The 13,268-nt window shown below is 37.2% G+C and carries 12 protein-coding genes and 1 rRNA gene; all 13 read right to left on the bottom strand.

What is annotated here, in order from left to right; genetic code table 11:
• A 16S ribosomal RNA gene (locus GA0061074_RS08280) occupies positions 1-168 on the bottom strand; the annotation flags it as partial.
• A gap of 493 nt (positions 169-661) precedes the next feature.
• Positions 662-976 carry a thioredoxin gene (trxA, locus tag GA0061074_RS08275; protein WP_092463735.1) on the bottom strand — a complete coding sequence of 105 codons (315 nt, stop codon included), beginning with the start codon at positions 974-976 and terminating at the stop codon, positions 662-664.
• Between the two features lie 72 nt (positions 977-1,048).
• A complete protein-coding gene (locus tag GA0061074_RS08270; RefSeq protein WP_092463733.1) occupies positions 1,049-3,436 on the bottom strand; it encodes an endonuclease MutS2 in 2,388 nt (795 codons plus the stop codon).
• A 39-nt stretch (positions 3,437-3,475) separates the two neighbouring features.
• The gene (locus tag GA0061074_RS08265) at positions 3,476-4,015 is read right to left on the bottom strand and encodes a CvpA family protein (RefSeq protein ID WP_092463730.1); all 540 of its coding nucleotides are present in this window, start codon (positions 4,013-4,015) and stop codon (positions 3,476-3,478) included.
• Positions 4,015-4,245, bottom strand: a complete 231-nt coding sequence (zapA, locus tag GA0061074_RS08260; RefSeq protein ID WP_092463727.1) for a cell division protein ZapA — start codon at positions 4,243-4,245, stop codon at positions 4,015-4,017. The genes GA0061074_RS08265 and zapA overlap by 1 nt, the downstream gene beginning before the upstream one ends.
• A gap of 173 nt (positions 4,246-4,418) precedes the next feature.
• The gene (gene yihA, locus GA0061074_RS08255) at positions 4,419-5,045 is read right to left on the bottom strand and encodes a ribosome biogenesis GTP-binding protein YihA/YsxC (protein WP_092463725.1); all 627 of its coding nucleotides are present in this window, start codon (positions 5,043-5,045) and stop codon (positions 4,419-4,421) included.
• Positions 5,046-5,058: 13 nt separating this feature from the next.
• On the bottom strand, positions 5,059-6,306 hold the full coding sequence (gene clpX, locus GA0061074_RS08250; protein WP_092463722.1) for an ATP-dependent Clp protease ATP-binding subunit ClpX: 1,248 nt from the start codon (positions 6,304-6,306) through the stop codon (positions 5,059-5,061).
• A 238-nt stretch (positions 6,307-6,544) separates the two neighbouring features.
• A complete protein-coding gene (gene tig / locus GA0061074_RS08245; RefSeq protein ID WP_092463718.1) occupies positions 6,545-7,834 on the bottom strand; it encodes a trigger factor in 1,290 nt (429 codons plus the stop codon).
• Between the two features lie 240 nt (positions 7,835-8,074).
• Positions 8,075-9,262: an elongation factor Tu gene (tuf, locus tag GA0061074_RS08240; protein WP_092463714.1), complete on the bottom strand. Its 1,188-nt coding sequence runs from the start codon at positions 9,260-9,262 to the stop codon at positions 8,075-8,077.
• 203 nt (positions 9,263-9,465) lie between these two features.
• Positions 9,466-10,389 carry a hypothetical protein gene (locus tag GA0061074_RS08235; RefSeq protein WP_092463711.1) on the bottom strand — a complete coding sequence of 308 codons (924 nt, stop codon included), beginning with the start codon at positions 10,387-10,389 and terminating at the stop codon, positions 9,466-9,468.
• A 100-nt stretch (positions 10,390-10,489) separates the two neighbouring features.
• Entirely contained in the window at positions 10,490-12,400 is a 1,911-nt protein-coding gene (locus GA0061074_RS08230) for a ribonuclease J (RefSeq protein ID WP_092463708.1), read from the bottom strand.
• 228 nt (positions 12,401-12,628) lie between these two features.
• Entirely contained in the window at positions 12,629-12,883 is a 255-nt protein-coding gene (gene rpsT / locus GA0061074_RS08225) for a 30S ribosomal protein S20 (protein ID WP_092463703.1), read from the bottom strand.
• A gap of 54 nt (positions 12,884-12,937) precedes the next feature.
• A complete protein-coding gene (gene rpsO, locus GA0061074_RS08220) occupies positions 12,938-13,207 on the bottom strand; it encodes a 30S ribosomal protein S15 (protein WP_040761154.1) in 270 nt (89 codons plus the stop codon).
• Between the last annotated feature and the right edge of the window lie 61 nt (positions 13,208-13,268).

The following is a 13,268-nucleotide window of genomic DNA, read 5'->3' as shown; positions in this document are numbered from 1 at the left end:
GCTAAGAGGTAGGTTACCCACGTGTTACTCACCCGTTCGCCACTCTTTGAAATCAAAAAATCAAATCAGAGCAAGCTCGTCATCTCAATTAAGCACAAAGCGTTCGACTTGCATGTATTAGGCACGCCGCCAGCGTTCATCCTGAGCCAGGATCAAACTCTCATTTTAAAAGTTTGAGTATAACTCAATTTTTGTTACTTTAATTGTTTAACAGAAGTTAAACGAATTTATTAGCGAATTGACTTCGCAAATGTTTTTTTGTTTCAAGCTTAATGCTTGAAGACCCTACACATTTGTTCTATCGAAACGATATTCAGTTTTCAATGATCAACGTCGTTGTCTTGCTGACAACTTAATCTATATTACAGAACTTAGAATCATTTGTCAACATGTTTTTAAAATAAACATTTAACGAATAAATCTAAATCAATATATCATTGTTGCCAACTCAATATATAATACACACATTAACAATTAAAGTCAATACTTTTTATTCATAAACAAATATGACAATGGTTGTTAAAAAACAGTGCTTTATTAATATACTGCTACTAACGCACCGCGTCAATAGTTTTATGTATTATTCAATATATTTACTTCAAGTATACAAAAAAGACTATCTGTATTAGTATTCGGACTAATACAGATAGTCTTTATAAACTTAATCTAAGTGCTTTGCTAAAATAGCTTCTAGTTGATGTGCAGGTGTAAAACCTGTTAGACGTTCAACTACTTCACCATCTTTTTTAACAAGCAAAGTTGGAATCGCCATAATTCCAAACTCTTGCGCTGTTGCTGGATTTTCATCAACATCCATCTTGGTAAATTTAACATTATCCATTTTCTCAGAAACTGTTTCAACAACAGGTGACTGCATACGGCAAGGACCGCACCAAGTTGCCCAAAAATCAGTTAGCGTTACGCCTGTATCTGTCTCTGATACAAAGTTGTTATCATTAATATCTACTACAGCCATTTATAACATCCCCATTTCTTCTAATTTATTGTAAGTATAAACCCATACGACCTATTTGTCGATATTTGTAACTTAGTTTAACTCCACATATGTCGCACCCTGATCTGGGCCGGTAAACTTAAACGACTGTACATGACTATTTGAACGCAAATATTCCTGTACACCTTTTCTAATTGCCCCTGTACCCTTACCATGAATAATTTCTACAGAAGACAAATTATTTAGCAAGGCCCTGTCAATGAAACGATCCAAATCCGCCATCGCAGGTTCATAACGTACACCTCTTAAATCAAGGGAAGCAGATGCTTCAGCACGATTCGTTGCTTTATTTGTGTTAACGTGTGTCTTTTTATTACGTTTTTTGTTAACTTGCTTAGGTTCCTTAACAGTAGTAGCCTGTTGTTTTTCAATTTCATCACTAGCTAAAACCATCTTCAAAATGCCTAATTGTACTTCGAACTTACCATCTTTCAAAATTCGAACGATGGTTCCCTGCTGACCATACTCCCGTACTAATACAGTATCTCCCACTGATAATGGTTCTTGTTTTGCTCGTTTAGCTTTACGTAAAATACGATTATTTGCCGCTGATGGTTCTTCATGCATCGCATTCAAAGCACCTTTAGCATCCATAATCTTGTTTTCCTTAATTGTTGCCCCATCACGAGCCATCTTATGCAAATCAGCAACAATTTTGTCCGTCTTCTTACGTGCAACAGCAACAATATGATTAGCTTCTTTTTTAGCATCCTCAATAGATTTTGCTCGCTGATCATCAATTGCCGCCAACTTCGCTTCATACTCATTCTTTAATTGACGATTTTCAATAACTTTTTGCGTCAATTCTACCTGCTGTGTCAAAACTGCATTACGACGAGATACCAAATCAGATATCATATCATTTAATTCTTGTGAATCATCACTAGTTAATGCTGCTGCACTATCAATAATTGATGTACTTAGTCCTAATCTCTTTGCAATTTCCAAAGCATTTGAGCGACCAGGTACCCCAATCATAAATTTATAAGTTGGACGTAACGTATCAATATCAAATTCCATTGATGCATTAACAGTATCTGAACGATTATAACCATAGACCTTTAATTCTGGATAATGGGTAGTTGCAACAGAGTATGCGCCCGTTTCTCCAACCGCATCCAAAATGGCCATGGCTAACGCTGCTCCTTCTTGTGGATCAGTTCCAGCTCCCAATTCATCAAACAAGACCAATGAATCTTTGTCCATCTTCTCTAAAATAGAAATAATATTTACCATATGAGATGAAAATGTTGATAATGATTGTTCAATTGATTGTTCATCCCCAATATCAGCAAATATTTCTTTAAAGATTCCAACCGTTGAATACTCATCTGCTGGAATAAACAAACCTGACTGTGCCATTAATTGCAATAGCCCTAAAGTCTTTAACGTGATTGTCTTTCCACCAGTATTAGGTCCAGTCACAATAATCGCTGAATAATCTTCACCAATTACAATGTCATTAGGAACAACTTTTTGAGGATCTAGCAATGGATGCCGTGCTTTTAGTAAACGAACATGGTTTTCAGGGCTAAACTCAGGCTCAATTGCCTTAATAGAAACTGCATAGCGTGACTTGGCATTTACAAAGTCCAGATGACCCAAGATTACAGCGTTATTCTGAATATTGTCCGCTTCAGGCTCAAGCATCGCAGATAATTCAATTAAAACGCGTTCTTCTTCTTGTCGTTCCTTCAAGTAATGCTCACGTAAACGATTATTCATATCAACCACATCAGCAGGTTCTATATACAATGTTTGCCCAGTTTGTGATTGATCATGAACAACACCACCAAATTTTTGACGATAAGTTGCCTTGACCGGTACAACATATCGATCATTACGAATTGTCACAATTGGCTCTGATAAATACTGTGCAGTCTTACCACGTGTATAATCCTGCATCTTTTGGCGAATTGCATTTTCAGTTCCCGTAATCGCTTGACGTACACGATGCAATTCGGGTGAAGCTTCATCAGTTAATCGACCGTCACCATCAATGGCAACATTAACACGTCTTGTCAAATCTGGTAACAAAACTAACCGATTATAATATTTTGCTAATGCAGGTAGCTCTTCACCACGATCAGCAACCAAATTTTCAAAAAAAGCTCGAATTTGGCCAGTTGTAAATAGTACACGACCAACTTGCGCCAATTCCGTTCCGCTTAAAGCAGCATTAATTCGCAAACGTTGCATGTGTGGTTTTACATCAGCCAGTTTAGGGATATTAATGCCACCTTGCCACCTTAAAACTTTTGCCGAATCTGCCGTCTCTGCCAACCATTGCTGCATCGTTGCGGCATCAGTCGCAGGCATCAATGCGGCCAATTCATATTCACCAGCTGCGGTTGATAAAAAAGGCTTGATTTGTGCCTTTACTCGCCCGTATTCCAGTGTTTTTAAAATTTTCTCATTCATTATTTTTAAACTACCTACTTTCATTTTCAACTGACTTATTTACATTAACCACCAATCATAAACAGCCTCTGAAAGGTAAGGTGTATCATTCAATATCGATTGTGCAAGGCTTGAATTTGCCATATTTTCGGTATACCAAGTAATGTCCAATGTTTGCGTAAGTTGCAAAACAAAAAATATTTCAACATAGACAACCAATCCAAACACTATTAGACCACCAATACGATTAACCGTACTTAACACAGGTATTTTACTGATAAAGCGTAAGCTACGTTCAATTGATTTTACAATCGACATCCCAATCACAACTATAATTGTGAATGCAATACCAGAAGCCAAGAATTCGCCTGGTTGATTAACCGCATTTGCCGGAACCTGTGTTGCCGTCCAATGAGCAGACAAGCCATTAATAAAAATATTATACAGCCATCCACCCAAACGATGAGCTAATAGAAGCGCAAAAACATAAACGACAACTCGGCCAACTAACATTGTTAAACTACGTACCAATCCTAGTCGATAACCGTGAATCATGGATAAAATCAATAAGCCAATGATAATCCAAGAAACAATTGTCATTATTTATTCTTATCCTTTTCAACTTGCATGTTCAATTGATCTGATAATGCATTAATTGCCAACAAAGTTAATAATTGATTTTCATCTAATTTTGGTGCTGCCAATTGCATTTGTTCTAACTGTGAATTAGCCAAATCAAAAACCGCTTTCATATGAGCCTGTGACTCACTTGCTGTGACGGTTAATTCTTTTCCCAAAATAGTTCCTTTAAAACGTGTTTTCTCAGCCATGTTATGAGCCTCCATTAATTTATCGTTAGTATCTAGTATAGCAAAAAAATAACGAGTATTCAGCTTAACCAATACAGTCTAATTAAATTACAAACAAAAACAGGCGGCTAGTTCTGAAATTCATCAAAAATAAACATTTTGATGGACCACATCTCCTAGTGCCTGTCTTTATATTATTCAAAATCAGCAGGATCAAAATCACTACCGTCTAACATGCGAGCTTCTAGCCAATCCCAAATATTGTCTTTACCATACTTAGTTTCAGCCGAAAAAATCTCAAAATCGGATACTTCAGCATTAAATTGTAGCTCACGCTTAATATCTACTTCAACTTTATTCCATTTACCACGTGAAATTTTATCAGCCTTTGTAGCAACTACTAACACTGGTAAACCAATATCGTCAGAAATTAACCAGTTATACATTTCGACATCTTCTCTTGAAGGCAAATGCCGTGCATCAACTAATTGGACAATTCCCTTCAATGGTTGACGCTTTCTCAAATATTCACCAATCATAATAGCAAATGATTCGCGAGCTTTTTTAGAAACTTTAGCATAACCATAACCAGGAACATCAACAAAGAATACTTCATTTTCTACTTTATAAAAATTCAATGTCTGTGTTTTACCCGGTTGCGAAGATGTTCGAGCAAAAGACTTACGATTAATCAATACATTCGTTAATGATGACTTACCAACATTTGAACGTCCCACAAAAGCAACTTCCGGTAATCCATCTGTTGGATATTGTGATTCACGTACTGCTGACATAACCATTTCAACTTGATGTACTTCCATCATTCTACCTCGCTTATTCCGTTACCAATTCTGGGTCTTCATGACGAAGTACAACACCTTCTGTAATAACTACACCCGTAATATCTTCTCTTGAAGGAACTTCAAACATAATATCACGCATAACTTCTTCAATAATTGAACGAAGACCACGAGCACCAGTTTCACGTTCAATAGCCAAGTGAGCCATTGCTTTCAAAGCATCTTCATTAAACTGTAAATCAACAGATTCTAGAGCTAACAATGCTTGATACTGTTTTACCAAGGCATTCTTAGGTTCCGTCAAAATACGAACTAAGTCATCCTCAGTTAGTTCTTCTAAAGCTGTCAAAATTGGTAGACGACCAATAAATTCCGGAATCAATCCAAAATTCATTAAATCTTCTGGTAACACTTGTTGCATGATTGACTTATCAGAATTTTGTAATTCCTGCGTCTTCGCATCAGTACCAAAACCAATTACCTTAGCCCCTAAACGCTCCTTAACCATTTGTTCAATTCCAGCAAAGGCACCACCAACAATAAATAGAATATTTGTGGTGTCAATTTGAATAAACTCTTGGTTAGGATGCTTACGACCACCTTGAGGCGGAACATTAGCAAGTGTTCCTTCAAGCATCTTCAACAACGCTTGTTGGACACCCTCTCCAGACACATCACGTGTAATTGATACATTTTCGGCTTTCTTCGCAATTTTATCAATTTCGTCAATATAAATAATACCGGTCTCGGCACGTTCCACATCGTAGTCAGCTGCCTGCAATAACTTCAAAAGAATATTTTCGACATCTTCCCCAACATATCCAGCTTCAGTCAACGTAGTTGCATCGGCAATTGCAAATGGTACATTTAACAACTTAGCCATTGATTGCGCAATATATGTTTTACCTGAACCAGTTGGTCCAATTACTGCGATGTTTGACTTTTGAAGATCAACACCTTCAATACCTGTATCACCAGTTAATTTAGCATTTACACGCTTGTAATGATTATAAACGGCTACTGCTAAAGTATGTTTAGCATCATCCTGACCAATTACATATTCGTCCAAATTATCAACAATTTCACGAGGTGTCTTAAGCGTTAATGTACGTTCCATCGCATCTTGCTGCATATCTTCATTAATAATATCTTGCGCAAGCGCAACACATTCATTACAGATATAGACGCCTGGTCCGGCAATTAATTTTTTCACTTCAGTGGAAGGCTTACCACAAAACGAGCAGTACGCAACACCATTTGAGCCGTCAGTCGTATTAAACACTGTCCAACCTCCTATATTTTCTTTTATTAGATACAATACAATAAATATTGTATCAAAATTCTATGACAGGCAAAAGACAAAATGAGGCCGAGACAGGATTCTGTCTCAGCCTCATTTTTTTCAAAAGCACTCTAATTAGTCAAAGTACCCTTAAATTTAATTGTGCTAAAAACTTTAACATAACACCTAAGTTCTATATTAAAACTAATTATTAATGGCACATTTATTTTAAAGCTTTTTAGGCTTCAACTGCTGAATCAACAATCAAATCAACAACTGCCTTAATTGCAATGTCATGTGACAACATGTCATCTGACAAAGCATTACGTACAGCATCTTCAGCCATGTTGTAAGCATCTGCCAATGACTTAATTTCAGCAGCAATTTCTTCGTCAGAAGGCTTAATGTTTTCTGCCTTAACGATTGCTTCCAATACCAAGTTAGTCTTTACACGACGCTCAGCACCTTCTTCGTATTGCTTGTGAAGATCATCTTCAGTAGTACCAGTGATTTGGAAGTATAGTTCAGGTGAAATACCTTGTTGTTGCATTGAAGCAAACATTTGGTTCATTTGACGGTGAACATCTTCTTCAATCATTGATGCAGGAATTTCATCACCAACAACTTTAGCATTGTCAACAGCAGCAGCTACGGCAGCATCTTCTTTTGCTTCCTTAGCAGCAGCGGCTTTTTGATCTTCCAAACGAGCCTTAACTTTATCAGTTAATTCTGCTAACGTTTCAACTTCTTCGTCAACATCCTTAGCAAATTCATCGTCAAGTGCTGGAACTTCCTTAGACTTAACCTCGTGAACAGTTACTTCAAACAAAGCTTCCTTGCCTGCCAAATCAGTTGCTTGGTAGTCTTCAGGGAAAGTAACCTTTACATCAACCTTGTCTTCTGCCTTAGCACCAACTAATTGTTCTTCAAAACCAGGAATAAATGAGTTTGAACCCAATTCTAATGAGTAGTTGTCAGCTTGTCCACCATCAAAGTGAACACCATCAACAGATCCATCAAAATCAATAACAACAGTATCACCGTTCTTGGCAGGTTCATCAACTAATACAAGTTCAGATTGACCTTGTTGCATACGAGCAAGTTCTTCATCAACGTCTGCATCAGAAACTGATGTATCAGATGCTGGAACTTCAACACCCTTATATTGACCAAGTTCGATTTCTGGAGCCAATTCAACTTCAGCAGTCAAAACCCAAGCTTCGCCCTTGTTCATTGATTCTGCTTCAATCTTTGGTTGACCAACAGTAATTACATCTGCTTCTGCAACAGCATCACCATAAACATCTGGCAAAACCTTGTTCAAAGCATCTTGGTACAATGATTCTTCACCGTACATTTGGAAAAATACCTGCTTAGGCATCTTACCTTTACGGAAACCAGGAACACTGATTTGCTTCTTAACTTCGTTAAAAGCTGCGTCAATTCCTTTTTCGTATACGTCAACAGGAACTTCAAACTTGATTGTTCCCTTGTTGCCTTCACCCTTAGTGAAAACTGCATTTGCCATGTTTATTCCTCCAATAGTCGTTAAGTATTCACTACTTACGACATAAATATTATCTTTACATACCTAAACAGTATATCGGAAACACATTATTTTGACAATAAAATATTCCGTTTACCATAAAAGACTTCACATTAAATTATATAGGATTTTACATAAAAATTCAAAAAAAAGAGTTATGACATCAAAGATGAAATAACTCTTTTTTTGCATTTAAGCGATAACTAAATTACTAATTGTAAATTAGTCCAAGATTTCTGAAACAGTTCCGGCACCAACAGTACGGCCACCTTCACGAACAGTAAACTTCAATCCCTTTTCAATGGCAACTGGTGCGATCAATTCGATATCGAATGTTACGTTATCACCAGGCATAACCATTTCAACACCTTCAGGCAATTCAACTACACCAGTAACATCAGTTGTGTGGAAGTAGAATTGTGGACGGTAGTTAGTAAAGAATGGTGTGTGACGTCCACCTTCTTCTTTGGTCAAAACATAAACTTCGGCCAAGAACTTAGTGTGAGTTTGGATTGAACCAGGCTTAGCCAAAACTTGACCACGCTCGATTTCCTTACGGTCAACACCACGCAACAATGCACCAATGTTATCACCGGCTTCACCTTGTTGCATAGTCTTACGGAACATTTCGATACCAGTAACAACTGTCTTACGAACATCTTCCTTCAAACCAACAATTTCAACTTCGTCGTTCAACTTAACAGTTCCACGATCAACACGACCTGAAGCAACAGTTCCACGACCAGTAATAGTAAATACGTCTTCGACAGGCATCAAGAATGGCTTGTCAGTGTCACGAACTGGTGTTGGGATGTATGAGTCAACAGTATCCATCAACTCTTCAATAACCTTAACTTGTTCTGGATCACCTTCCAAGGCCTTCAATGCTGAACCACGAAGAACTGGAATATCATCCCCAGGGAAATCGTATTCTGACAACAATTCACGAACTTCCATCTCAACAAGATCAGTCAATTCGTCATCGTCAACAAGGTCAGTCTTGTTCAAGAATACTACTAGGTAGTCAACACCAACTTGGCGAGCCAACAAGATGTGCTCACGAGTTTGTGGCATAGGACCATCAGTTGCAGCAACAACCAAGATAGCACCGTCCATTTGGGCAGCACCAGTGATCATGTTCTTAACGTAGTCCGCGTGACCTGGGGCATCGATGTGGGCGTAGTGACGTGCTTCCGTCTCGTACTCGATGTGAGCAGTGTTAATCGTGATTCCACGTTCACGCTCTTCAGGAGCAGCATCGATTGCAGCAAAGTCTTCTTGCTTAGCCAATCCCTTATCTGATAGTACCTTTGAGATAGCGGCAGTCAACGTAGTCTTACCGTGGTCAACGTGTCCAATAGTTCCAATATTAACGTGCGGCTTAGTGCGCTCGTAATTTTCCTTAGCCAAAAGCTTGTCCTCCTATTATTCGCATGTTGATTAAAATCAACCTTATCGCTTAATATAAGTATACTACACATACCAAATAACTTAAACAATAAGATACGAAAATCTTTTTACTTCTCTTTAATGAGACTGAAATTATTATATATAATTTCCCTATTTTTGTAAATAATTTTTTCCTTATTTTCACTACTTATCTGTAAAAAACTTTAATTTAAAATATTTATCAAGGTTTTTTGTAGTTTTTGTCGCCAAATCATCTGTTTTTCTGATTCTTCTGGCATCGGCATACCAAATGTTTCTGCCACTAATCCTGCAACCCAACTTGTTGCATCCTCAACAACTAAAGTTAAATCTGGATAAGCTAACATCAATAATAATTTTATTTGTTCGCTTAAGCCATGAATCATATCTGGTCCTAATTCTTTTTCATAACTATTCAATTCATCAATGACCTTTTGATAAATTTTATCATGTGTAATATCCTGCAACTGATTTGGAATAACTGGTACAAGCGTTTCTGTCAAATTCATAAACATCACAGTTTCTGATACATTAATTCGCCGTAATTGATCCAAAATTGAAACTCGTGACATTTGTGATAAAAACGGATCACGTAAAATAAATTTAGCACCCACCACATATTCATCACGCGGTAATTTATTGGCCGCCATTAATCGTTTTTGCTGATCAGCCAACTCGCCATCACTTAGATGATAGAAATGTCGTGCTATCGTTTTAATTGTTTGTGCTTGTGTGGCACGATAACTATTTTCAGCTTTCTCAATTGATTTCGTAAAAGCTATCTGCCAATTTTCTGGTAACCATGTCAACAATTCCCATGCATTTAGAAAATAATGATTATGTAAAATCAACGATAGATACATCTGAACATCTTCTTGATTATCCAAATAACTATCTAAACATTCATCTGCATAGATTTGCGCTTCTTGATATTGGTTTTGTGCCATTAAAACTGTTACTAACAAATGATTAACTTCAATTGTTTGTTGTAGTTGATACGCCGACACAAGGCTATCCAATGCTTGATCAAGCATATTATCGTTAATTGCCTTTTTAGCTTTAACTACAAAATCATCGTAAGACAAATTCTTATTAAATTCTGCACTCATTACCGATACCCTTTCTCTTATCTTAACTAAAGAAATTCTCATTTATTTAACCATGTTAAACAAACGAGAATTTCTCCATTTCATCAAAATAATGCTTTATTTACTTTGTAGCGGTTTCAGCTTGCTTTGTTTGCTTATTCTGACCGTTATTTTTATTTTTTCTTGGGCGTCGATTCTTTCCTGGCTTTTGCTTTGTAGGATTTGAACCTGACTTTTTTTCTTGGTTGTTCTCAGCTTTGTTTTTATTACTCTGCTTCTTAACAGCCTTAGTACCATTGTTAGTTTTATTCTTATTATTTTTTTGTGACGAAGTCCTACGACGACGACGTCCATTTTGGTTAGCTTCCATAATAACAGGCAAAATAACTGGCTTACGTCGTGTTTTTTCAAACAAGAACTTTCCTAAAGCATCACGAACAGAGTTCTTTAAATTACCCCAGTCAAAATCCTTCGCATTTTTAACACCATCAGTAACCGTTTTTTCAACCAGTTCTGCTGCCTCTTGCATTAAATCACGTGAAGTTTTTACATACACAAATCCACGTGAATCAATCTTAGCTGGTGCAATAACTTTCTTTTTCTTACGATCAATTGTGATGACGGCAATAAATACACCATCTTCTGATAAAATGCGACGGTCATTCAGAACGATTGATCCAATATCACCAACGCCAGATCCATCAATCATAGTTGAAGTAACTTGAATAGAACCACCCAAATAGAACTTTTCGCCATCCCAACGCAACCGGTCACCCTTTGCAAGTAAGAAAGTATGATCATCATCATAACCAACTTGTTCAGCAGCTCGATAAGCTTCATTCAATACTCGATATTCACCTTGAATAGGGATAACATTTTGTGGCTTTAACAAGTTCAACAACAATTGGAAATCTTCCTTAGAAGCATGGCCTGAAGATTTCTTATCAGTTGAAATTTGTTTAACGGTTGCCCCTGCGCGGAACAACATGTCACGGGTTTTAGCAACATAGCCTTCCATAGCAGTTGAAGGCGTTGTTGTAATAAAAACTAAGTCGTTAGGTTGAATTTTAATATTGCGATCATCGCCGTGTGCAATTCGTTGTAAATGACGAATTGGCTCACCCATTCTACCAGTTTCTAAAATGACTGTCTCATCAGCTGGTAATTTGCCTAGATTTTTTAACGAAACAAACATTTCGTTTTCAGGAATTGGCAAGATCAACTTTTTTAGACGCAATGCAGTTCTAACAACACGTTCCAAATCATTTCCAGAAATAACAACTTTACGACCAACTTTATAGGCTGCATCAATGACCTGTTGAATACGTTGTATGTTTGACGCAACGGCTGCAACAATAATACGACCTTGTTTATGTAAATAAAAGTTTTCTAAAATATAATTTCCTAAATCAGATTCATGATCAGCCATACCAATGTTTGCCGTACCAGCAGCATCAGCCAATAGTGCAATCACACCTTTTTGACCAATTTCAGCTAAACGCATTAAATCAGTTCGATAATATGGCAATGCAGTCGTATCAAACTTAAAGTCACCAGTATAAACAATTTGACCTGCCTCAGTTTCAATCACAATTCCTAGTGATTCTGGAATTGTATGTGTCGTTTCAAAGAACGATACCGTCACATCACCGAAACTAACTTCTGAGTTTCCTCTTACTACATGATAGTCGTCATAATCTTTTAAACTTGGCTCATTGTGAATAGCCAGTTTGGCTAATTCAATTGTCAATTCAGAACCGAATACCGGTACACGTAAATCTGATAGCAAATAAGGTAAAGCCCCTATCGCATCTGCATGTCCATGTGTCAAAAAGACTCCTGCGACACTATCTGCATGTTCAACCAAATAAGCATAATCAGGAATAACAACATCTACTCCTAATAAATCGCTTTCAGGATATTTCAATCCTGCATCTAAAATAAATATCTCATCATTAACCGTGACAGCGTACATGTTCATTCCATTTTCACGCACACCACCAAACGGCATAATATCTAATGTAATTGCCATAATTTTCCTATTCTCGTTGTATTTCACGGGTTTTATATTTATACCCAACGTTTAAATGTTTAATACAATACTACCACATAAGTGCATAGTAGAAAATAGGTAAGTCATCGCAAAACTATCACAAATACACTTTAATATAAACAATTTAGCCTCGATTATTAGACACAAAAAAAGCTAGTAGCATGCGCTACTAGCTTTTTTACATTGTTTAATTTGTAATATCTTAAATTACTTGTTCAACAATGAAGCCAAACGTGACTTGTCACGTGAAGCCTTATTCTTAGCAATCAAGCCCTTTGATGCGGCACGATCAATAGCTGATGAAGCTGAGGCAAATAACTCTTGCAAGTTATCTTCACCGGCTTCTGCAGCATTACGGAACTTCTTAACTTCAGTACGGTATGCACTAAGTTGTGAGATGTTACGGTCGCGTTGCACCTTGTTTAAGCGGGCACGTTGGATTGATGACTCAATAATTGGCATCGCTTTTCCCTCCAATGATAAATATGTCAAATAAAAACGTAATTAATATAAATATTAACGACGCAAACCAAGCTTTTGGATCAACTCACGGTAGCGTTGTACATCGTTGTTACGTAGGTAACGTAGCAAGTTACGACGGTGACCGATTTTCTTCATCAAACCACGTTGTGAGTGAAAGTCATGCTTGTGCTCTGACATGTGACCGTTCAATTCGTTGATGTCAGCAGTCAATACTGCAACTTGAACTTCAACTGAACCAGTATCACCTTCGTGACGAGCGAACTCATTGATGATTTCATTTTTGCGTTCTGCAGAAATAGCCATTGTTGGATATCCACCTTTCATAAATATAATAGACGCCTTAAACCATGTATGACGACGGTGA

The organism is Weissella bombi (genome assembly GCF_900094835.1).
Classification (GTDB): domain Bacteria; phylum Bacillota; class Bacilli; order Lactobacillales; family Lactobacillaceae; genus Weissella; species Weissella bombi.
The sequence above is the reverse complement of the archived record's forward strand: the minus strand, read 5'-3'. Positions and strand labels throughout refer to the sequence as shown.

Excerpts from the sequence above, each read along its gene's own strand:
- tig (WP_092463718.1), bottom strand. The coding sequence starts at position 7,834 with ATGGCAAATGCAGTTTTCACTAAGGGTGAAGGCAACAAGGGAACAATC.
- zapA (WP_092463727.1), bottom strand. The coding sequence starts at position 4,245 with ATGGCTGAGAAAACACGTTTTAAAGGAACTATTTTGGGAAAAGAATTA.
- GA0061074_RS08265 (WP_092463730.1), bottom strand. The coding sequence starts at position 4,015 with ATGACAATTGTTTCTTGGATTATCATTGGCTTATTGATTTTATCCATG.
- GA0061074_RS08230 (WP_092463708.1), bottom strand. The coding sequence starts at position 12,400 with ATGGCAATTACATTAGATATTATGCCGTTTGGTGGTGTGCGTGAAAAT.
- GA0061074_RS08270 (WP_092463733.1), bottom strand. The coding sequence starts at position 3,436 with ATGAATGAGAAAATTTTAAAAACACTGGAATACGGGCGAGTAAAGGCA.
- rpsO (WP_040761154.1), bottom strand. The coding sequence starts at position 13,207 with ATGGCTATTTCTGCAGAACGCAAAAATGAAATCATCAATGAGTTCGCT.
- GA0061074_RS08235 (WP_092463711.1), bottom strand. The coding sequence starts at position 10,389 with ATGAGTGCAGAATTTAATAAGAATTTGTCTTACGATGATTTTGTAGTT.
- rpsT (WP_092463703.1), bottom strand. The coding sequence starts at position 12,883 with ATGCCAATTATTGAGTCATCAATCCAACGTGCCCGCTTAAACAAGGTG.
- yihA (WP_092463725.1), bottom strand. The coding sequence starts at position 5,045 with ATGGAAGTACATCAAGTTGAAATGGTTATGTCAGCAGTACGTGAATCA.
- trxA (WP_092463735.1), bottom strand. The coding sequence starts at position 976 with ATGGCTGTAGTAGATATTAATGATAACAACTTTGTATCAGAGACAGAT.